The sequence below is a fragment of the Collimonas pratensis genome, assembly GCF_001584185.1.
Classification (GTDB): Bacteria; Pseudomonadota; Gammaproteobacteria; order Burkholderiales; family Burkholderiaceae_D; genus Collimonas; species Collimonas pratensis.
In genome coordinates, this window is record NZ_CP013234.1 from 1,212,483 (window position 1) to 1,233,624 (window position 21,142).

General features: G+C 57.6%; 22 protein-coding genes and 1 tRNA gene. 18 read left to right on the forward strand and 5 right to left on the reverse strand.

Annotation, left to right across the window (positions count from 1 at the left end; all coding sequences use genetic code 11):
• Nucleotides 1-136 precede the first annotated feature (136 nt).
• Nucleotides 137-421, forward strand: coding sequence for a hypothetical protein (locus CPter91_RS05460; RefSeq protein WP_061937996.1), 285 nt, complete (start codon nucleotides 137-139; stop codon nucleotides 419-421).
• Nucleotides 422-631: 210 nt separating this feature from the next.
• The gene (locus tag CPter91_RS05465; protein ID WP_061937999.1) at nucleotides 632-1,189 is read left to right on the forward strand and encodes a DUF2726 domain-containing protein; all 558 of its coding nucleotides are present in this window, start codon (nucleotides 632-634) and stop codon (nucleotides 1,187-1,189) included.
• A 21-nt stretch (nucleotides 1,190-1,210) separates the two neighbouring features.
• Here CPter91_RS05465 and CPter91_RS05470 read toward each other — a convergent pair whose 3' ends face one another.
• Nucleotides 1,211-2,614, reverse strand: a complete 1,404-nt coding sequence (locus CPter91_RS05470; RefSeq protein ID WP_061945864.1) for a GGDEF domain-containing protein — start codon at nucleotides 2,612-2,614, stop codon at nucleotides 1,211-1,213.
• A 226-nt stretch (nucleotides 2,615-2,840) separates the two neighbouring features.
• Here CPter91_RS05470 and CPter91_RS05475 point away from each other — a divergent pair, with 226 nt between their 5' ends.
• Complete coding sequence (locus CPter91_RS05475) at nucleotides 2,841-3,227, forward strand: nucleotide pyrophosphohydrolase (RefSeq protein WP_061938002.1); 387 nt, start codon at nucleotides 2,841-2,843, stop codon at nucleotides 3,225-3,227.
• 45 nt (nucleotides 3,228-3,272) lie between these two features.
• Here CPter91_RS05475 and CPter91_RS05480 read toward each other — a convergent pair whose 3' ends face one another.
• Complete coding sequence (locus CPter91_RS05480; protein ID WP_061938005.1) at nucleotides 3,273-3,707, reverse strand: MerR family transcriptional regulator; 435 nt, start codon at nucleotides 3,705-3,707, stop codon at nucleotides 3,273-3,275.
• Between the two features lie 68 nt (nucleotides 3,708-3,775).
• Between CPter91_RS05480 and CPter91_RS05485 the strand changes: the two genes are divergently transcribed.
• Nucleotides 3,776-5,011, forward strand: a complete 1,236-nt coding sequence (locus tag CPter91_RS05485) for an NADH:flavin oxidoreductase/NADH oxidase family protein (protein WP_205631657.1) — start codon at nucleotides 3,776-3,778, stop codon at nucleotides 5,009-5,011.
• A 13-nt stretch (nucleotides 5,012-5,024) separates the two neighbouring features.
• On the opposite strand, the gene CPter91_RS05490 is transcribed toward CPter91_RS05485, so the two are convergent.
• Nucleotides 5,025-5,885, reverse strand: coding sequence for a PhzF family phenazine biosynthesis protein (locus CPter91_RS05490; protein ID WP_061938007.1), 861 nt, complete (start codon nucleotides 5,883-5,885; stop codon nucleotides 5,025-5,027).
• 190 nt (nucleotides 5,886-6,075) lie between these two features.
• On the opposite strand from CPter91_RS05490, the gene CPter91_RS05495 reads away from it, so the two are divergent.
• Nucleotides 6,076-7,074 carry a M14 family zinc carboxypeptidase gene (locus tag CPter91_RS05495; RefSeq protein ID WP_061938010.1) on the forward strand — a complete coding sequence of 333 codons (999 nt, stop codon included), beginning with the start codon at nucleotides 6,076-6,078 and terminating at the stop codon, nucleotides 7,072-7,074.
• The gene (locus CPter91_RS05500) at nucleotides 7,067-7,852 is read left to right on the forward strand and encodes an alpha/beta fold hydrolase (RefSeq protein ID WP_061938015.1); all 786 of its coding nucleotides are present in this window, start codon (nucleotides 7,067-7,069) and stop codon (nucleotides 7,850-7,852) included. The genes CPter91_RS05495 and CPter91_RS05500 overlap by 8 nt, the downstream gene beginning before the upstream one ends.
• Before the next feature lie 362 nt (nucleotides 7,853-8,214).
• On the opposite strand, the gene CPter91_RS05505 is transcribed toward CPter91_RS05500, so the two are convergent.
• Nucleotides 8,215-8,601: a hypothetical protein gene (locus tag CPter91_RS05505; protein ID WP_061938018.1), complete on the reverse strand. Its 387-nt coding sequence runs from the start codon at nucleotides 8,599-8,601 to the stop codon at nucleotides 8,215-8,217.
• A gap of 446 nt (nucleotides 8,602-9,047) precedes the next feature.
• Here CPter91_RS05505 and CPter91_RS05510 point away from each other — a divergent pair, with 446 nt between their 5' ends.
• From CPter91_RS05510 to blaOXA, 10 genes are all read left to right on the forward strand, one after another.
• Entirely contained in the window at nucleotides 9,048-9,653 is a 606-nt protein-coding gene (locus CPter91_RS05510) for a hypothetical protein (protein WP_061938021.1), read from the forward strand.
• A gap of 11 nt (nucleotides 9,654-9,664) precedes the next feature.
• Nucleotides 9,665-10,501 carry a hypothetical protein gene (locus tag CPter91_RS05515; RefSeq protein ID WP_061938024.1) on the forward strand — a complete coding sequence of 279 codons (837 nt, stop codon included), beginning with the start codon at nucleotides 9,665-9,667 and terminating at the stop codon, nucleotides 10,499-10,501.
• Nucleotides 10,491-11,384 (forward strand): hypothetical protein, encoded by an 894-nt coding sequence (locus CPter91_RS05520; protein WP_061938027.1) that lies wholly within the window; start codon nucleotides 10,491-10,493, stop codon nucleotides 11,382-11,384. The genes CPter91_RS05515 and CPter91_RS05520 overlap by 11 nt, the downstream gene beginning before the upstream one ends.
• Nucleotides 11,385-11,558: 174 nt before the next feature.
• Nucleotides 11,559-11,633 (forward strand) — tRNA-Arg (locus tag CPter91_RS05525).
• 542 nt (nucleotides 11,634-12,175) lie between these two features.
• A complete protein-coding gene (locus tag CPter91_RS05530) occupies nucleotides 12,176-12,976 on the forward strand; it encodes a hypothetical protein (RefSeq protein ID WP_150119629.1) in 801 nt (266 codons plus the stop codon).
• A gap of 27 nt (nucleotides 12,977-13,003) precedes the next feature.
• Nucleotides 13,004-13,279 (forward strand): hypothetical protein, encoded by a 276-nt coding sequence (locus CPter91_RS05535; RefSeq protein WP_061938034.1) that lies wholly within the window; start codon nucleotides 13,004-13,006, stop codon nucleotides 13,277-13,279.
• Between the two features lie 57 nt (nucleotides 13,280-13,336).
• Nucleotides 13,337-13,663, forward strand: a complete 327-nt coding sequence (locus CPter91_RS05540) for a ubiquitin family protein (RefSeq protein ID WP_082792632.1) — start codon at nucleotides 13,337-13,339, stop codon at nucleotides 13,661-13,663.
• 454 nt (nucleotides 13,664-14,117) lie between these two features.
• On the forward strand, nucleotides 14,118-14,417 hold the full coding sequence (locus tag CPter91_RS05545) for a cupin domain-containing protein (RefSeq protein ID WP_236905938.1): 300 nt from the start codon (nucleotides 14,118-14,120) through the stop codon (nucleotides 14,415-14,417).
• A 72-nt stretch (nucleotides 14,418-14,489) separates the two neighbouring features.
• Complete coding sequence (gene ampC, locus CPter91_RS05550; protein ID WP_061938037.1) at nucleotides 14,490-15,659, forward strand: class C beta-lactamase; 1,170 nt, start codon at nucleotides 14,490-14,492, stop codon at nucleotides 15,657-15,659.
• 55 nt (nucleotides 15,660-15,714) lie between these two features.
• The gene (gene blaOXA / locus CPter91_RS05555) at nucleotides 15,715-16,530 is read left to right on the forward strand and encodes a class D beta-lactamase (protein WP_061938040.1); all 816 of its coding nucleotides are present in this window, start codon (nucleotides 15,715-15,717) and stop codon (nucleotides 16,528-16,530) included.
• 12 nt (nucleotides 16,531-16,542) lie between these two features.
• On the opposite strand, the gene CPter91_RS05560 is transcribed toward blaOXA, so the two are convergent.
• Nucleotides 16,543-17,169, reverse strand: a complete 627-nt coding sequence (locus tag CPter91_RS05560) for a LysE family translocator (RefSeq protein ID WP_061938044.1) — start codon at nucleotides 17,167-17,169, stop codon at nucleotides 16,543-16,545.
• A 220-nt stretch (nucleotides 17,170-17,389) separates the two neighbouring features.
• Here CPter91_RS05560 and CPter91_RS05565 point away from each other — a divergent pair, with 220 nt between their 5' ends.
• Entirely contained in the window at nucleotides 17,390-19,861 is a 2,472-nt protein-coding gene (locus tag CPter91_RS05565; RefSeq protein ID WP_061938047.1) for a S9 family peptidase, read from the forward strand.
• Between the two features lie 209 nt (nucleotides 19,862-20,070).
• Nucleotides 20,071-21,123, forward strand: coding sequence for a hypothetical protein (locus CPter91_RS05570; RefSeq protein ID WP_150119630.1), 1,053 nt, complete (start codon nucleotides 20,071-20,073; stop codon nucleotides 21,121-21,123).
• Nucleotides 21,124-21,142: the final 19 nt, after the last annotated feature.

A 21,142-nucleotide genomic window follows, 5' to 3' on the forward strand; every position in this document is an offset into this window, starting at 1 on the left:
GGAACCGGCGGCGGGCGGCCTGGTCAGAGCAAGAGATCCGGGCCGCGCGCGGCAGTAAAATGCCGGGCGTTGTAGAATCCCGCACTGGCAGCAAACGCTTTACCGCAATACACATTGATAGAAAAAGAGGAATAGATTGAAAACTGCACTAGTCGGAGATAAGAGTATCCCCGAGTTCGACAAAGACATCATGACCAACCTGCTGATCACCACGGTGGAAGAGAAGCTGGTGCGGCAAGAACAGATGCTGATCGCTGTCCTCAACGCGAAGCAAGAGATTTACCGGGTGATCGGCGCCGCCGACCGCAAGCAGTTCACCAATGCGGTGGAAGAACTGGAAGACCTGGAGCTGAGCAACGAGCTGAAGGAAATCGACCGCGTCAAGAACGGCTACGACGCCATTTTCGGCTTAAGCAGCTAAAGCCTGGTTACACCGGCTTATCGTGACTGCCGGCGCTGTGCGCCGGCAGTGTCATGCTGAAAGCCGATGCGCGCATGCGCATCAGTTGCTTGTCCGGCCATTTTTCGCCGCTACTCCCTCGCACTATCCCCCAAGCTCTGCATTTTTGTCTTCATTATATTTCTATATGGAAATATAATGGCCGCTGCATTCAACCAGGGGAACAGAATAATGAAAGCAATCATCGCACTGACGGTGCTGACGATCATCATCTTGGTGGTGATTACCGTGCTCACCAGAGAGAAGCAGGCGGCCCAGCAGAAGCGCCGCGAATACATCAAGAAAAAACCCCTGTCGAATCATGAGCAAGTCCTGTACTGGCGGCTGGTCGGCGCCTTGCCGGACCATATGGTGCTGGCGCAGGTCAGCCTGAGCCGTTGCCTGGGCACCAAGGATAGCGGCGGGCTGGATGAGATGACATCCAAGAACCTGGATTTCGTGGTGTGCGACAAAGCCAGCGATGTCGTTGCGGTAATAGAAATCGATACCAAAAACTACAGTTCGAAGACGGTTGGCAAGGATGATGAAAGAAAGTACAAGGCGCTGAAAAAAGCCGGTATCGACATCATCCGCTGGCGCGCCAATTCCCTGCCTAGCGAAGCCGATATCCGAGAGCGCTTCACCTTGCTGGATCCAAGCAAGAAGCTGCGGGTAGTCAAAAACAAAACCCATCAGACCAGCATCTTTGGCATCGGCATCGGCAAATACCGCAATACCGGCGCCGGCTGAACATTCTCGGGCAGCGGCGGCTTATTCCATAATCACGCAGTTCCGTCCCTGGTTTTTGGCGCGGTACAGGCGCTCATCGGCAGCCCGGAAGATGGTGTCGATGGTGCTGCCGTCCAGCCCGAACTGGGACACGCCGATACTCACCGTCAGCGCCAGCTTGGGAATCACGATGCTGTCGAATACCGCGCTTTCGGTCGCCTCGCGGATCCGTTCCCCAATCGTCACGGCCAGTTCCTGCGTCGCTTGCGGCAGCAGCACCATGAACTCTTCGCCGCCCATGCGCGCCACGCTATCGTAGGGACGGATCTGTTCCGTGCACTTCTGCACGAATCCCTGCAATACTTGGTCGCCCACCTGATGGCCGTAGCGGTCGTTGATAGCCTTGAAATTATCCAGGTCCAGCGCCAGCAATGCGAACGACAGGTTATCGCGCTTGGCTCTGGCGATCTCGGCGTCGACGCGTTCGATGAAATGACGGCGGTTGGCGGCGCCGGTGAGCGGATCGGTCGAGGCCAGGTGCTCCAGCATCTGGTTGCTGCGCTGTAGTTCTTGCAGGGCGCTTTCAGTTCTCACCATGGCCATCGCCAAGCGGTTCACCATCTCTTCCTGGTTATAGATATTGGCGAATGAGCGCGTAGTGTGGAACGCCTTGACGATGCCATAGCTGAGGATGAAGAAGCCGCCTGCAAAGATCGCATGCGCCAGCCACCACATGTGGTTCCATGGCTTGCCGAGAATGAAGGCCAGCGAGGACAGGCCGAACAGCGCAATCGAAATTCCGAAGATCGTCATCAGCGGCGAGCGGATCCGTCCCATCAGCATGACGCTGAGGTTGATCGCCGAAAACATCAAGGCGCCGCCTTCCATCGACAACCGCAGCGCCGGGCTGCCGGCAAACGGCGAGTAAGCGGCAATCGCCACCGCTACGTCAATCGCAAGAAACGCCGCGATCCAGGGCAGCCATGCGCGCGGATTGACCCGCTGCGCGGGCGTGTCGGGCTCCTGGTTGAAGGACAGCAAACCGATCAGCAGCAGGATCGCCATCGCCAGCCGCGAGGCCGGGCCATACAGCAGGAACAGCCAGATGTTATGGTGCGCCATGCCGGTGAAGGCGCCGTGCAGCACATAGATCAACGTGAAGCCGAGGAAACCCAGGGTCAGCCAGCGCAGCAGCGGTTCTCCCGACGACAGGTAGCAACGCCAGCTGACATAGGTGACAAACAAGCCTTCGATGGTGGCGCCGGTGATCGCGAATTCGTGGAACAGATGGTTCTCGAATTTGAGTGCAGGATCCTGGAAAAAATACAGGTAGGCGATCAGAAAGGCCGGCGACAGGGCGAAACCGGCGATCAGGAAAGCAGCATAGATTTTGGTGACCCGGCGAATGGCTTCCGGCCGCTCGCCGATTTTTGCGCTCATGTCCATATGCATCCTCGGCTCAGATGATAATTCCGTCAGGCAACGGCGGCACGGCAGTTTAAAAATGGCTGGAGAAAACTGTTCCTGTATGCAAGGTAACAAACATTTTCCTGTTTCGGTAGGATTTTGTGCACGGCGATTGCGAAACTGTCATTTTTCACAGCTGGGCACGAATTGCATCTTTGGCGCCGGCTGCCTATATGATGTCGGGAATCTCAACAAGGAGTGCAGCATGAGTGACCAGCCAGGCAAAAGTGACGACAAGGGCGAATTTGCCAAACTGCGCGAGGAAATTCGCGTTTTCGTTGACGAGCGCGACTGGGATCAATTCCATACGCCGAAAAATCTGTCGTCCGCGCTGTGCGTCGAAGCCGCCGAACTGCTGGAACATTTCCAGTGGCTGAAAACAGGTAACAGTGAAGAGCTCGGTCCGGATAAATTGCAACAGGTCGGGCACGAAATGGCCGATGTGCTGGTGTATCTGATTCGCCTCGCCGACAAGCTGGATATAGACCTGAATGCGGTAGTGGCGGAAAAAATGGTGCTTAACCGCGCCAAGTATCCGGCCGACAAAGTGCGCGGCGATGCGCGCAAATACTATGAATACAAGAACCCCTGATGCACACGGTCCGAGCTGTCAGCGCCTGGCATAGGGCCTTCAGCCCTAGACATGGGCCTTGGGGCGGTGCGGAGGCACTGCCTTGGCCAGTTTGTCTTTCGCTAATGCCTCGGCATTCAGGCACCCGCCTTCGGCCCAGCTTTCAAGCAGTGTGACGCGCACGGCCTGCAAGTGCTGCTGCTGTTCGCGCAGCGTGCCCATGAGCTGTTCAATTTCCTTCAGCCGGCCGTCCAGCCTGTATACAAGCTCATCTTTGGACAAACCTTCATTCCCGGCAGCGAATACGCTACGGATCGCATCCAGCGAAAATCCCAATCCCTGCGCCATCTGAATGCGCCGCAGGCGCTCTACGGCCGCGTCGGCGTATTCGCGATAGCCGTTGGCGCCGCGTTCTGCCTTCGGCAGCAGGCCGCTTTGCTCGTAATAGCGGATGGCGGAGGGCGCCATGCCGGTTTTTTCCGCCAGTTCACCGATTTTCATAATGCTTGACCTTCAAGTCGACTTTAATCTTAGGATACCTTATTTCCACCTTTGTCGACGGATCCGCCATGCAATCCACCCTGTTTTCAAGCTTGCAACTACCGAATGGCAGCGTGCTGCCCAACCGCCTGGCCAAAGCCGCCATGGAAGAAAACATGGCCGACGATGGGCAACTGCCCGGCGCGGCCATACGCCGCCTGTACCAGACCTGGGCAGAGGGCGGCGCCGGTTTGATCATTACCGGTAACGTCATGATCGATGGCGCGGCGCTGACCGGCCCCGGCGGCATCGTGCTGCAAGCAGGCACGCCGCTGGAACCATTCAAACAGTGGGCTGAGGCCGCCAAGTGCAAGGGCGCGCAGGTGTGGATGCAGATCAACCATCCGGGACGCCAGGTAATGGCGGCCATGGGCGGGCGCGCCTGGGCGCCTTCGGCCGTGGCGCTGGACATGGGCAAGCACAGCAAGCTGTTTGTGCAGCCGAAAGCCATGGACAGCGCCGAGATCGAGGAAGTCATCGAGCGTTTCGCCGCCACCGCCGCCGCTGCCGAGCAGGCTGGCTTCACCGGTGTCGAGATTCACGCCGCCCATGGCTATCTGATATCGCAGTTCTTGTCGCCTCTCAGCAACCAGCGCAAGGATGACTGGGGCGGCAACCTGGCCAACCGGGCGCGTCTGCTGCTAGCAGTGGTGCGCGCGGTAAGGGCGAAAGTATCCAGCGGATTTTGCGTGGCGGTGAAACTGAATTCCGCCGATTTCCAGCGCGGCGGCTTTAGCGAAGACGATGCCCGGCAAGTGATCCTGTGGTTGAACGAACTGCCGGTGGATCTGGTCGAGCTCTCCGGCGGCAGTTATGAAAGCCCGGCCATGCAAGGAAATACCGCCGATGGCCGCAGCCTGGCGCGCGAAGCCTATTTCCTGGAATTCGCCAAAGAACTGGCTGCCGTCGCCCGCATGCCGCTGATGACCACCGGCGGCATCCGCCGCAAGGCTGTCGCCGAGCAGGTGCTGGCCGGCGGCGTGGCGGTGGCCGGCATGGCCACCGCGCTGGCGCTGGCGCCGGACTTGCCGGCACAATGGCGGGCTGGCGGCGACCAGGCTGCGCACAGTCCGCAAATCGACTGGAAAGACCAGGTCATCGCGGCATTGGCGCGCATGGCTCTGGTCAAGCGCCGCTTGCGTCTGCTTGGCGCCAACGGCAGTGTGAGCGGCAAGCACTCGCCATTGCTGACCCTGATTATCGACCAGTTGCGCACGCGGCGGCTGACCCGGCGTTACCGGCGCTGGTCGCAGGCACGCACCTGAAGCGACGGCGCGGCTACACGGTGACGCTGCCGCGGCCGATTTCGATGACGTTGCCGCCCACCTGAATCGCTGCGTCCGCAGTGACGTGTAGGCGCAGCAGGCAAGGGCGCTTGACGGCCGCGCCTTGTTCAATCTCGTATTGCAGCGGCAATGTGTGTCCTTTGGCGATCAGCCAGCCGCCGAGATTGGCGCAGGCCGATCCGGTGCCGGGATCCTCAACCACGCCGCCGCCCGCCTTGGCGAAGAAGTAGCGCGATACCACCCGGCCCGGGCGTTCAGCATCGAAGGCAAATACATACACTGTCTTGCGCTCAAGGGTACTCACCGGCCAGGCATCGAGCTGTCCGCTGTCGGGGCAAGCGCGCCGCACCGCATCGACGCTGCGCAGCGCCACCAGCAACTGATCGCTGCCGGTATCCACCCATAAGGGGGCATCCAGCACATCGTCGGGATGCAAGCCGAGCAATGCCGCCATGGCGGCGATGGTCATGTTTTCCGGCGCGGTCTTCAGGCCGCCGGGCTGCGGCGCGACCAGGGTCCAGACATTGCCTTGCGCGCGCACCGGCACCACGCCGGCCTTGAATTCCAGCGTCAGCGCATCGCCAGTGCCAGCCAGCTCGCGCACCACCTGGGCCGTGCCTAGCGTCGGATGGCCGGCAAAGCGCATCTCATAATCCGGCGTGAAGATGCGCACCAGGGCATCGGCCCGCTCCGACGGCAGGATGAACGTGGTTTCCGACAGATTGAACTGCAGCGCCAGCGCCCGCATGGTGGCTTCATCCATGCCGCGCGCGTCTTCAAACACGCACAGCTGGTTGCCGCCGAAAGTGGATTCTGCAAAAACATTGAGGAGCCGGAAGGCATAGGTGCTCATGGATGTCCTGTGGTTCTTTGGTGAGATGAAAAGACTGGTCCTGTGCGCGATTCTGGCGCAACGGTAAAAGCAATATCCTACCGCAGCGGGCAAGCGGTTTTCAGCTATTTCCTTGACAATATCCGCCAGAAGGCGCAAAAGTTTAGCTTATGCCGATTCATCGGTTATCGGTCACCGGGGGCTCCAAGAAATGGACTTCAATTTACCTGAATTGATCGAGCTGGAACGCATCATCCAGGAAGGCCAGCCTTACCTGGAAAGCAGGATTGTGTGCGACATCGAAATGAAGGGACATTGCTTCCCGGTGTATGTCCTCAGCATCGGCAGCAAGGATCCGGCAGCGCCCGCAGTGGGTTTCTTTGGCGGTGTGCATGGCCTGGAAAAGATCGGCACCCGGGTATTGCTGGCCTTCTTGCGCAGCCTGCTGTCGCGCCTGAAATGGGACGCCCTGCTGCATCACCAGCTGGCCTCGGTACGCCTGGTTTTCATGCCGCTGGTGAATCCCGCCGGCATGTGGGACAGCACCCGCTGCAATCCACGCGGCGTCGACCTGATGCGCAATGCCCCGCTGGACGCCAATGAGAAAGTGCACTTCCTGCTGGGCGGACAGCGCATCAGCGCGCGCCTGCCATGGTACCGCGGCGCCAGCGATGCGCCGATGGAAGCCGAAGCGCAGGCGCTCTGCAGCGTGGTGCAGGAAGAACTGATGAGCCGCGAATTCAGCATCGCCCTGGACTGCCATTCCGGTTTCGGCGCCAAGGACCGCATCTGGTTTCCTTATGCGCATAGCCGGACGCCGATTCGCCACCTGCCGGAAATCCTTGCCCTTGCCGATTTGTTCAACCAGACCTATCGCGAGCACAATTATCTGTTTGAAGCGCAAAATTCCCAGTACCTGACCCATGGCGACCTGTGGGATTACCTGTATCTGCAGATGCCACCCGGCGGCGACCAGGTTTTTCTACCGCTGACACTGGAGATGGGATCCTGGCTCTGGGTAAGAGAAAACCCCCGCCAGCTGTTTTCCCGCCAAGGGATGTTCAATCCCCGAGCACCCGGCAGGCTGCACCGCGTATTGCGTAGCCACCTGGTCTGGCTCGAATTCCTGACGCGCGCCGCGGGCGCCCACAAGAGTTGGATGCCGGCCAGTTCCATGAACGCAGTGCCAAGCGCCGCCTGCCATGAGTAACTGGATATTCCTGCGCGGATTGATGCGGGAGACGCGGCACTGGGGCGAGTTCCCAGAAATATTCCGGGCGACGCTGCCGCAGGCCGGCGTCACGCTGCTCGATCTGCCGGGCAATGGCCACCTGCATAAAGAGAAGAGTCCTGCACGCGTAGAAGAAATGACAGATGCGTGCCGGCGCCAGCTTTTGAGCCAGGGGATCTTGCCGCCGTATTATTTATTCGCCCTGTCTCTTGGCGCCATGGTGGCCATCGACTGGGCCACGCGTTATCCGCAGGAACTGGCAGGCTGCGTGCTGCTCAACACCAGCCTGCGGCCGGTCAGCCCGTTCTACCAGCGCCTCCGCCCGCGCAATTATCCGGCCTTGCTTAGCCTTGCCTTGCCAGGGCTCCGTCCGCGCAATTTCGCCAGGCAGGAACGTCGGTTGCTGCAACTGACCAGTTATCGCGGTATTGCGCAACCGTCCGTGCTGGCCGCGTGGATCGGCTATCAGCACGATCATCCTGTGAGCTACGGCAACGCCTGGCGGCAGTTGTACGCCGCGATGCGCTACCGCGCACCGGACCACGCGCCGGCGATGCCGATATTGATCCTGGCCGGCGGCGCCGACCAGTTGATCGATCCGCGCTGCTCGCAGAATCTGGCGCGTCTTTGGCGGGCGCCGCTGGCGGTGCAGGCGGCAGCCGGCCATGACCTGACCCTGGATGCGGGAGGCTGGGTTGCCGAGCAGGTGCGGGACTGGCTGGCTGCAACCGGGCAGTGCAAAAAAAATGACTCGTAGTGTGAGGAAATGCCACGGCTCGATCGTGCTGGCCTCCGCCTACGACTACGCTCAGAATACGGTCAGAATACGGTCAGCGCCGTTGCTTCCATTTACGGCTAAAGAATCCGAGTAAAAGGCCGAAACGGTACGGTGGAAATGATGTCGTTGTGACGACTGCCTATACCTCAACCCTCAACTTGAAATCAATCGGGATTTTACTGCTCGAGCCTCCATGTGCTGAATGCATCGGCGCATAGAGGCTCGCATATTTTGTTGCGGCGGAATTCGGGATTCTCGCGCTGTACCAAGGAACATCACACCCACTTGTCATTCAACGCATTTGCTTACAAGGGGCTGTATAACAACTCCACAAGGCTGCGTTAGAGAGAGAATCGCAAAGTTCCGAGACTGCCTACTTCGACCACGCCGTCGCTGTTGACGAAAGAACGGGTTCCTTCAACCAGGATGGTATTGTCGGTGAGATAGGCGCCATTCCAATTGTCAACGATATTGTATGGACGCTGATCCGGACGCTGAGCGCCGCCGAAGGAGAGATTAAATGGCGCAACGCCGTCTTTGCCCTGGCTTTTGCTGAAGACCCAGCCGTAGTTGCCGACATTCCCTTCCACTGAAAATGCGCCGATGGGGCTGTAGTTGGCGCTATAAACGCCGGTGATGACACCGTTCGATGGATTCGCCGAAGAAATCTTCAACGTGAAATTTTTGTCCGCAGATGTATAAGTTCCAATTGCAGGTACGTTGCTCATTGTGAGTTCCTTTCATAGGAAGTAGGAGGCAGTCAGGCGCATTTGTGCGCGTCTGCGGAGTTCATGGTAGTGCATAAAAATCTGGATAGCATCCTGTCAAAAGTGGCAGCGAGAGCAGGCGTTACTTCAAAAAAATCAAATCGAAAACGAGCTATGCAGTCCGCAGGCGTGGCGGGAGGGGGACGACTACGTGCCCGAGGGATCACGATTGGGAGTGGTGCTTATTTTGATGAATGCATGATTGCTGCGTAGCAGCGCCGCACACCAAATGGGATAGCAAAGCGACGTTGACAAGCAGCGCATCGACACTACAATAAAACCATTGTCGTGTGGAAATAATGTGATGTGTATCCCAATGTAGATGGCTGGGCGCTGGGCGGCAGTTGTATCAGTACTTGGAGTTACCTCAATTATGTATATCTTTGATATTCAGGGAGAAACCACAAATGACCAAGTCAATCGAAAAAGAGCTTCGCAGCTTCGTGACGTTTGCTCTGGCGCTTAAACCGAGGGTCACGTTTCATCGAAAACCGGATTCAAGAGGGCCTGAAGTCAGCCTTAGTTTTTCCGTAAAAAGTGCGAAGGTCAAACCGCGCTTTCATGACGAAGACGTCCTCATCGAAAAATACAAACAACTAAAGCCCTATCTGGACGTAATGGTGAATTCAGGCGAGACGATAGCTGATTGCGCCCCGACTATTAATTTTCAACCAAATGTCAAATACCAGACGGTCAAACTCACGGAAGGGGAGTTCGAGATCGCACGGCAGTCGGCGCTGCATTTAGGAGAAATCGAGCGTGCGCGTGCGGCGAAGGATAAGGCGGGCGCAGCAAAACACTTCGAGCGTTTTGACGCGTTCATCCGCAACAAGCGCGATGAATTGCTGGGCGCTTTCGGCGATCTTGCGATTGCGAATCCGGTCGCGTCTTTCGGAGCCGGGCGGGTCAGCGACGATGGAGACTGCACGGGGCAAGTAATTTTTGTAATTGCCGAAGTCATTATCGTCTGCCCCATGACCGAGGATGTCGGCGTAGTCGAACTGCAACAATAGCCGATGGCGCAATGGACGATCCGACGAAACAGTTGGTGGAGCGCTTCACTCGCTTGAACGGCGATTGGAACGCAGTCGCCAACCTTTTCGTCGACGAATTTCGTAGAGGTTTCATTTCGAGGCTGGTGTCGCGCGAGCTCGGTGCGATCACGCGCGATCGGCGGCACACCATTACTTCCGGTGTCAATCAATACACGCTGACGCCAATCAATCTGCCAGAGCTGGAATATACTACGCGCATCATGACGCCCTTCCAGAGTCGTCCGCACATCGTCAAATGGTTGGGGATGCGGCAGATCATCGGGATGAAAGGGAAGGGATCGGTTCGCATCCGAAAGTTGCGCGCTCCGGCTTCTTGCAGCATCGAACAGTTCCAGGCTGGCATCGAGCTAGAACACGTCGACGACGTCATGCTGACGAATTTGCAGCACGTCGCCACCGGCGACGGCCGGGACCTGCTGGACCTGGATTCCGTAACGGAACCTTCCATCCTCGAAATTCTGACGCTGAAGGCCGACGCCAGTCCGATGATCTGGACCTTCGGACAAGATTTGAAGTCGACCTATGCCGAACAATCCTCGCCTCTCGTCTCCCGCTTTCGGAACGTCGTCAAACTGGCTGTCGCCATGGGGCGACGGATGCCCGACGACATCTATGAGAAAGCCTTGAGTTCGACCAACACCCGCCTTGCCCTCGCGGCGATGGAGGGTATGTTTGCGGAAAGGCGCTCAGACGCGTTTGCGACACTGCACGAGGCGATCGAATCTGAAAACGACGCTTTGCGCAATGGCGCCGAGACACTCCTGGCGCTTGTGGCCAATCCGGCGGGAGGCGGGGATGCCGCTTGAGATTTACCCTCCTCAAGACGACGAGGCGATTACGCTCGCCGAATATCTCCATCGCCTGCACGGCGGAGGGTATGAGCTTTCGACCATCGAGGGACTGACGGCGTCGGCGCCGTTGTTAAAGAAGCTCGGCAACAACAAAGATTTTCTTTTCGATTTCCTGACCGACCAGCTGCGCCAGAATCTGAATTTTCAATTCAACAATGCTTATGGACCGGAAGTATTCGTTCTGCATAGCGAACCGGCTTTCTTCCTGCGAGCGAATATTTGGATGCCGCGCCAAGAAGTGTTTACTCGCATACCGGGATTTCGCTACGATATTTGCCATGATCACAATTTTCATATTCTGACGATTGGATATTTTGGTCCGGGATACGAAAGTCTCACATTTGAATATGACAAGAGCGCGCATGTCGGGGCGCTGGGCGAATGCCTGCACCTTCATAATTCAACAGTATTCAATCTTTCTGTGGGAAAGATCGCTATCTATCGTGCCAAACACGATATCCATATCCAGCTTCCGCCGCCCCAGATGTCGATCTCGTTAAATCTGATCCCACGGACCGAACACCAGCAGGACCTGCAATTCGAGGTCGACGAAGCGAACGGGAAGATTCTCCGCTATCTCGATTTCGCGGGGTCCGACGCGGCAGTCCGCATCGCCGGCCTGATCGGGGAGCGCGACGATTTACAGGTACTCGCCGAAGTCGCAGCGACGCATCCCAATCCAAAGGTGCGCGCCTTGGCGGTATTGGCGCAGATGCAGATCGCGCCCGAACTTGCGGCCGTCATCGAAGAAGATACGCGCGCGAAACAAACGGAAATCGTCCTGAGCATTGTCAACAGCGAGCTGTTCCGATACGGCGCTTGTATGAACTACGGGTAGCAAGCGGTGCTGCTCATTTTCTGAGCAGCCAGGCGACGGCGGCGCCGTTCCATGCGCCGCCGATGCCGCCAAGGCTGATAAAGCTACCGAAGCTGCGGTCGTATCACTTGATTGACACCAAGAAGCCCTGGCTCTGATACAATTTCGCCGCAGCCGGTCCCGGCTGCGCGTTGTCTCGCCATAGTTCAATGGATAGAACGAGTGCCTCCTAAGCGCTAGATACAGGTCCGATTCCTGTTGGCGGGACCAAGTCCCTTTTCTTCAACTCCCTGCAACCGGCTGATCTCTTCCGCGTCCAACTCGCCTAAATCAGATGACCTGATCCAGCTCTGGATCAGTTGAGAAGGCAAATGAAAAAGCCCTTCCTTTCCGCGTTGACTGTGCTTAACTCCCGTGAATATCGCTGCAACCCTGTCCTTGAACTGCAAGCATGGTGCCGACTGGGTGCTCTCTTTGACATAATGGCGCGCCTTTTTGGTAAAGGCACGACACGCGTATCGAATTCTTCCCTTTGCCTGGCCTGATCACTAGGGTCCACCTCAAATAATTATTGCCATATGGAAATATTTGTTCTAGTGTGATATGACTCCATGCCGTACAAAATTTCCAATGCTATTGGTTCTTACCCCTAGCTTTTCTAGTTTGCTCAACCCTATGTCCATGCACCAATGATGTAATGAGAGACCTGCAACGCGCTTGATTTCTCGTTATATCTTCTTTCGGGAGGTCACATTGTGAGAAATAACTTAAGGCGTTTTTTGCACACTGTAACGCTGCGTTGTGCGTTGTTCATGTCATTGGTGATTGGGATGCCGGCATTAGCACAACCTCCCAATGGAAGTATTCTCAGTATAGATGCGACCGCAGGCACCGCAGCCCACGGGCAACTATTTGTCATTACCCAAACCGGGCAACGCTCTGTATTTTCAGATTTCGGTGCAGTGAGCCAAGGCGTATCAGGGATTGAACCCAATGCAGTCGCATGGTTGCCAGCCACGTTGCTCGGCCCCGGTGCGGGGATCTTGGTGACTGATGGCAGCGGCGGTACAGGCGGAAATGGCGCGGTGTTCAAAGTAGATCCGCAAACCGGAGCAAGAACCGTATTGAGCGATTTTGGTAATGCCACGAGCGGCACGCTTGGCTCCTATCCAATCGGCGTACTGACACTGGGCGGTCTGCTCGACAGCTTTCCGACCATTTATGTTATTGACGCATTTGCAGGAACCAACGGGCTAGGCACTTTGTTCCAGGTTGATGGACGAACCGGTTATCGCACCGTGATTTCCGATTTTAACGACAGCAGCAAGGGAACGCTTGGCGGCTACCCAAATAGCATTGCTTGGAATCCAGGCCTCCTGGGACTGCTAGGGCTATCTGGAAATACCATCATCATTGCAGATGGTGCGGCGGGAACTATGCAATATGGTGCTGTATTTAGTGTTACCACCGATGGCAACCGGACCTTGTTAAGCGACTTCGGCAATTCCGCCCAAGGCCCCGTAGATAGCAACCCGTTAAGCTACCCGGTTAGTGTCGCTGTAGCGCCAATTTGGTCTTCGCAAGCAGGAAGCATTTTTGTACTTGACGCGTAAGCCGGGTCCGCTCAAAAGGGAGTGCTTGTGAAAATATCGGCCAATGGTCGGCGCACCATTGTCAGCGATTTTGGAAACGCTGCAAAAGGACCGCTGGCGGCTGGACTGGAGTACGGCGCCTTGGTTTGGCAAACTGGTCAGGATGCCATACTGGTACAAGATGGCAACGCTGGCAGCAATAGCCAGGGCGCGCTGTTTTCTGTCAATCCGACTACGGGTGTACGCACCTTGCTGAGCGACTTTGGCAATGCAAATTCCGGCAGTACCGGCAGCTTGCCGGCCGGCTTGGGCCTTGTGCCCTAAGCCCTCAAATCAATCGGACCGGCTCATCAACGATTACATACTTTCTGAGGCTAGAACATGAAAGCTCTACAGCAAACGCGCCAATTTCTGCGCTCATTTCCCACCGGAGTCCTCGTCATCGCCGCATTGTTATTCAGCCAAAATGTCGCGGCGATGCAGATTTTTGTCAAAACGTTAACAGGTAAAACCATCACGCTGGAGACCGAAGCTTCAGATTCAATCGAGAATGTCAAAGCAAAAATCCAAGATAAAGAAGGCATCCCGCCAGACCAGCAACGCTTGATATTTGCGGGAAAGCAGTTGGAAGACGGCCGCACTTTATCGGATTACAACATTCAAAAAGAGTCGACTTTGCATTTGGTGCTCAGGCTGCGGGGAGGTTGATGCGGCCAAATCGGCCAGCATTCATGCTCTGCCAAAGGCCACCGGTTCGGTGGCCTTTGCTTTTAAGCGATGGTTTTTTCCGAACAATTGGTCAGACAGGTGACGTGAGTGTTCGATAAAGTTGGATCAATAGCGAGCCATAAGTTTTTCTTTTTGCTCGCCGAAATTATTCTCGCTTGTGAATCAGGCGCCAAGGGAGGATATTGCGGTCTTTGAAACCGCCTGGGTTTGATTGTGTGGCGCTGGCAAGTTTTGCTTTGTGCAAACTGATGTGAGGCTGCAAGTGCAGCTGTACATGCGGCCGAGCCGCATTACCCCGGAAATACTAATGCTTGAGCAATCTTGAGGAGCCTTCGTGAAAACATCTTTTGCTATCTCTATTTTCTTGGCCGCCGCTGCCATGCAGCCCGTCATGGCTTCCGCGTCGCCAATCGCAACCAAGGAGACGCAGGTCTTGCAAAGAATCCATCTGGACGGAACCGACCGCGAACTTGGCATGGGGATCGCCGAATTTCCGCCCAACGCCGAAAAGCCGCGCCACATGGCGACCGGCCCCGAGCTGGCCTATGTGCTTGAGGGGGAACTGATCGTACAGGTGGATGGCGAGCCGACCAAAGTCCTGCATGCGGGCGGCAGCTACCAGCTTGCTGCAAATGTGGTCCATGTCACCAAGGCCGGGCCGGCGGGCGCGAAAGTCATCGCCAGCTGGGTGCACGTGCCTGGCAAGGCCTTCAATATCCTGGTGCCGCGCTGATCAGGCACGACACATTTCAATTTGAACCATCGCCCCACTCTAAAAATTTATTGAACCGTGCGCAGGAAAAATATGAACAGGTTAAAGCTGCTGTCGTTTTCGTTATGCTTTCTTGCCGCTAGCAGCCATGCTGCGGGCGTCGTCGGCCAGGCCGGCCTCAAGGAGACGGTAGACAATACCATCCAGCCGCTGATGCAAAAATACGATATCCCGGGCATGGCGATTGCCGTGACTGTCAATGGTGAAAGTCATTTCTACAATTACGGCGTGGCGTCGAAGGATACCCGGCAGAGCGTGACCAACAAGACGCTGTTTGAGATCGGTTCGTTCAGCAAGACATTCACGGCGACGCTGGCTTCGTATGCCCAGGCCAATGGCGATCTTTCGCTTGCGGATAATGCCAGCAAATATTTGCCGTCCCTGCGCGGCAGCAGCTTTGACGGCATCAGCCTGATCAATCTTGGCACCCATACCGCTGGCGGACTGCCATTGCAAGCGCCGGACAATATCGAAAATACCGATCAGCTGATGGACTATTTCAAGCATTGGCAGCCGGCGCATGCGGCGGGCACTTACCGTAAGTATTCCAATCTGAGCATCGGCATGCTCGGCATGATTGCCGCGGGCAGTATGCACATGACGTTTGAAGACGCGATGGAAAAGAAGCTGTTTCCGGAGCTTGGAATGACGCATAGCTACATCAACGTGCCGCCCGGCCAGATGCAGGATTACGCGCAAGGCTATACCGCAAAAGATGTGCCGGTCCGGGTGAATCCTGGGGTGTTGGCGTCTGAAGCCTACGGCGTGAAATCGGGATCGGCTGACCTGATCCGGTTTATTGAAGCTAACATGGACGCGAGCAGGCTCAACCGCAAACTGCAACGGGCGGTCATCGATACGCACACGGGATATTTCAAGACTGGGGAGTTCACACAGGACCTGATTTGGGAGCAATATCCTTATCCTGTCGAACTGAAGCGGCTGCTGGCTGGCAACGACCCTGCCGTGATCTATCAGGAGACTGCGGCAAGCAGGTTGAATCCGCCGCTGGCGCCGCAGGCCGATGTGCTGCTCAACAAGACCGGATCGACCAATGGCTTTTCAAGCTACGCAGCTTTTGTTCCCGCGAAAAAAATTGGGATTGTGATCCTGGCGAACAAATCCTATCCAATCGATCAGCGGGTGACGGCGGCATATCAAATACTCAGACAGTTGGAGAGTCAGGCCGCAGTAAAGAACTGATCGTCTGGCGGCGACTCCAAGCATCTTTCCCATTGAACTGCATGCAAAGGAATTTATGAAATACTTACAATGCGTCGCGGCGCTCACCTTGGCAGCTGGTTTTCTTGCTGCGCCGGTTCACGCTAAAACAATTTGTACCGCGGTTGCCGACGCCAAGACCGGCAAGATCCTGCTGCAGCAAGGCAATTGCAGCGAACGCTACACGCCCGCGTCGACATTCAAGGTCGCTCTGAGCGTGATGGGTTTCGATGCCGGATTCCTGCAGGATGCGCACACGCCGACCTTGCCGTTCCACGAAGGCTACGTCGATTGGGGCGGGGACAATTGGCGTCAGCCGACAGACCCGACCAGGTGGCTGAAATATTCGGTGGTCTGGTTCTCGCAGCAAATCACCCAATCGCTTGGACAGCAGCGCTTGCAGAAGTATGCCAACAGCTTCGGCTATGGCAATGCCGATTTCTCGGGCGATCCTGGCAAGGACAATGGGCTGGAACGGGCTTGGATCGGCTCTTCCCTGAAAATCTCGCCGCTGGAGCAGGTCGCATTCCTGCAGAAACTGGTGAACCACGAACTGCCCGTCACGCCGCGCGCGATGGAGATGACGCTCAGCATCGTTGAAAAAACTTCGCTGCCTAGCGGCTGGGAAGTGCAGGGCAAGACTGGCATGGCTTATCCACGGCTGGCGGATGGCGCTCTCGATGAGGCCCTGCCGTATGGCTGGTTCGTCGGCTGGGCCGGTAAAGGCGGACGCAAGCTGGTGTTTGCCCGGTTGATCCAGGATGACAAGAAAGAAGCCGGTACGGCCGGCGTACGCTCGCGCGATGCCTTCTTCAAGGAACTGCCTGCCTTGGCGGAATCGCTTGCGCCATAAGCGCGGCCTTGCTCAAGAACGGGAAATGGCCGACAGCAGCAGGCCTGCGCCGACGAAGGCGCCGCCGGCCACCTGATTGACCAGCTTCAGGCGCCGCGCGCTGCTGAGCCAGCCCGACAAGCGGGCGCCGCCGCTGGCATAGGCGAACTGCCAGCAAGCCTCGATCACAAAAAATGTCGCCGACAGAATCGCCAGTTGCGGCCCTTGGGCAAGCTGTGCATCGATGAATTGCGGGAACAGGGCGGCGAAGAAGATGAAGGCCTTCGGATTGCTCAAAGCCACCCAGAAGCCAGTGCGAAACAAGGCCCAGGGATTGTGCTTGCCGTCGTCTTCAGGACGCTCTTGCAGCTGCTGCGGCATGCTGCGCCAGGTTTTGATACCGAGGTAGACGAGGTAGGCAGCGCCCGCATACTTCACGATCGAAAACAATTTCTCCGAGGTCGCCAGCAAGACTCCCAAGCCCGCGACCGAGCAAATCATGATCAGTCCCAGCCCGCACATGAGCCCGAGGCAGGTCACGGAGGTGCGCCGCACGCCATGATGGATGCCATGGGTCATGGCCAGCAGCATGTTGGGTCCCGGCGTGGCCGAAATGAAGAAGACGGTAGTGACGAACAGCAGCCAGGTCTTGAGAAGCACGGTAATTCCCGATGTGGATTTTTAATAGGGCAGTATACCCAGATCCCGGGTTTGCACCGGAACGGCCGTTCGGCCTTCTTGCAAATGGCATTGACGCCGTTGTTATTTGGAAAACTTCCGTCATAATGGCCAATTCGGCGTTTTCCAAGCCCTGGCGCCGCATTGCATCTGGTCCATTCTTCTACTTTCATCAATCGCATTAATTCACTTAGCCATCGATATGAAATTGTCTTCCAAAGGCCTTGCCCTCATCGGTTCCCTGCTGGTCGTGCAGCCGCCAGCGATCCTGGCGCAAACGCCGGCAAAAACGGCGGGCGGCTATGAGCTGCCGCCGCTGCCTCTGCAAGCGGTGGTGGATGCGCCGCTGCCGCCGCAGCTGTCGGTCAGTCCGCACCGCGATCTGCTGGCATTGACGCAGACGCCGTCCTTGCCTGGCATCGATGCGGTTGCCCAGCCTGAGCTGAAGCTGGCGGGGCTGCGCATCAATCCGCGTACCTATTCCCAGAGCCGCTTTTCCTTCGGCACGGATCTGCAGTTGCTGGAGATCGCCAGCGGCAAGGAAATTCGCCTGCAGGGTTTGCCGCAGCCGCTGGCTATCGCCAGCTCGAGCTGGTCGCCGGACCAGCGCTATATCGCTTTCAACCAGGTCGATGCCAAGACCGGCGCCAATGAATTGTGGCTGGTCGATGTTGCCGCGCGCCGCGCGCATCGTCTGACCAAGCTGGCCTTGAACACCGTTGCCGGCAACGGTTATCGCTGGATGCCGGACAGCAGGCAGTTGCTGGTGCAACTGCGGGTGGAAGGAGCGGCGCCGGTCTCGGATGGCATTCCACGCGGTCCCAATACGCAGATGACTGTGGCGGGTGCGGGCGTCAAGAGCAATCCCACTTATCAGGATCTGTTGAAGAACGAGGACGATGCGCTCACCCTGGAACATTATCTGCGCACCCAGGCAGCCTTGATCGATCTGGACGGCAAAGTCGTCAAGCTGGGCGAACCGACGCTGACGCTAGCGCTAGAGCCGTCGCCGGATAGCCGCTATGTGCTGCGCCAGCGCATTGAGCGGCCGTTTTCCTATCAGGTGCCGGTGACCAGCTTCCCGCGCCGCATCGAGGTACTGGACCGCAGCGGCAAACTGGTCAAGCAGATTGCCAGCCTGCCGCTGGTGGAGGGTCTGCCCACCGGCAACGATGCCGTGCCTACCGGTGTGCGCAGGATAGACTGGCGTAACGATGCGCCCGCCACCCTGGTCTGGGCCGAGGCGCAAGATGGCGGCGACCCCGCACGCCAGACCGAAGTGCGTGACCTGGTGCTGATGCAGGCGGCACCGTTCGAGCAGGCGCCGCAGACGCTGGCGCGCCTGAATTCGCGCTATGCCGGCATCTACTGGGGCAGCGGCGAGCTGGCCTTGCTGAGCGAGTACTGGTGGAAGAGCCGGCAGGTCAAGGAGTGGCGTATCGCCCCGGACCACCTGGACCGTGCGCCGCAGCTGCTGCGCGAAGGTTCGTCGGAAGACCGCTACAAGGATCCGGGCCGGCCGGTGACTGTGCGCGATGAGCACGGCGAGACACGCTTGCTGGTCAGCGCTGACGGCGACAGCATTTTCCGCATCGGCGGCGGCGCATCGCCCGAGGGCGACCGGCCGTTCCTCGACAAGGTCAGCTTGCAGACCAAGCAGACGACGCGCCTGTTCCATTCGCAGGCGCCGTACTACGAAGCGCCGCAAGTGCTGCTGGACGACAGCGGCCAGCGCTTGCTGACAGCGCGTGAGTCGCCTACCGAGCCCGGCAATTTCTTCGTGCGCGAGCTCGGCGCCGGCGTAGAGTCGGCGCCGCGCGCATTGACACATTTCCCGCATCCGACGCCGCAGCTGCAAGGTGTCAGCAAGCAGCTGGTCCGCTACAAGCGTAAGGATGGCGTGGAGCTGACCGGCACCTTGTTCCTGCCGCCCAACTACGACGCCAAGCGCGATGGCCCGCTGCCGATGCTGATGTGGGCTTATCCGGCCGAGTTCAAGTCGGCCGAAGCGGCCAGCCAGACCACCGATTCTCCCTACCGTTTCAATCGCATCGGCTACTGGCGGCCGCAAGCCTTCCTGGCGATGGGCTACGCCGTGTTTGATGAATTCTCGGTGCCGATCGTCGGCGAGGGCAGCAAGGAGCCGAACGATACCTATATCGCCCAGCTGGTCGCCAGCGCCGAGGCAGCGGTCGATGAAGTGGTGCGGCTGGGCGTCGCCGACCGCGATCGTATCGCCGTCGGTGGCCATTCCTACGGCGCCTTCATGACCGCCAACCTGCTGGCGCACACACGCTTGTTCAAGGCGGGTATTGCGCGCAGCGGCGCTTATAACCGCACGCTGACGCCGTTCGGCTTCCAGGCAGAGGAACGCAATTACTGGCAGGCCAAGGACGTCTACCAAGCCATGTCGCCGTTCAACTATGCCGACCAGATCAAGGATGCCTTGCTGCTGATCCACGGCGAGCAGGACAACAATCCCGGCACCTTCCCGGTGCAGAGCGAACGCATGTATGCAGCCATCAAAGGCCTGGGCGGGACCGCGCGCCTGGTGATGCTGCCGAACGAAGCGCACGCCTATCGCGCGCGCGAATCGATCATGCAGATGCTGGCGGAATCGAACCGCTGGCTGGAAACCTATATCGGACCGGGTAAGCCTGTCGTACAGCCCTGAGACGACTTTGCGGTATATGAAAAAAGGGATGCCTGGCGTCCCTTTTTTTCGTCCAGATCATGTTGTTCGATATGCATTATTTAAATTGAGATATCAAAACGATATGAAACAAATTCAAATTAATTGAATCATATGGATAAATGGACTTGGATCATCGGCTAGCCTGGCCTGATAGCCGCAGATGGATGTTCTTCGCATGAGGAAGCCACATGTCTAATAAAAACAGGAAATTCCAGAAGCTCGCGCTGGCATGCACATTTCTTTGCATGCCTCCTTTCATCCACGCGGCAGATACGTCAGCCGCGACCGAGGCGGCGCCGGACCGTAACGGTGGTTATGCCTCGGTCGCCCTCGGCAACGGCATTCTCTACGGCACCAGCATGGATGGTCAGAAGCCCATGCGCTGGCGCGCAGCCGAAATCAGGTTTGGGCCGGATGTCGATTTCTTCGGGCGCATGCCGGCCGGCGATGCGATGCGGCTCGATTATGTGTATTACAACGAAGGCCATCCCGACAACAACCATCGCGACGGTTATGCCGTGCAGGCGGTGTACCGGAAAAACCTGCAGCCGCATTTCGACCTGGAGCTTGGTGCGGGTCCCTATTTCAGCATGAACAGAACCACGGTCAACGGCAGCGAGCGCGACGACGCGCGGCTGGGGGCGCTGCTGTCGGTGGCGCTGCTCGGTCGGCTAGATCAATATTCGCCCGGCCTGAGCATACGGCTGGCGTACAACCATGTGCTGACACCTGGCGCACCGTCCTCGGATGCTCTACTGCTGGGCATCGGCAAAGACTTCGGCGCCGCGCATGTGAGCGGGGCTGATGCAGACGCCGACCATTCCTGGTGGCTGGCGGCACTGGGAGGTTTTGCACAGACAAATCAATCGGGGCCTGGAAAGCGCTTCAGTTACGCGCTTGAAGCAAAAAAATACTACGGCCAGTGGGCGGCCTCGGTTTCCGCCATACAGGAAGGCGATGACGGTGTAAGAGTCAACCGCAAGGGCGTGGCGATGCAAGGCTGGTATGTACAGCCGATTGCCGAGCATTGGGATATCAGTGCCGGCGCCGGTCCTTATCTGGCGACCAATAAAAGAGATGGCGGCGACTGGCGTGTCAACGGCCTGATCTCCTTGCAGGTAGGACGCGACCTTGGCAACAACCTGAAAGGCTTTGCCAGTTTCGGGCGGGCGGTCACTTTCAGAAACAAGAACGATGCCGACCTGATGACGGTCGGCATCATGAAACGCTTTGATCTTTGAACCTAATTCTAAGTCTGAT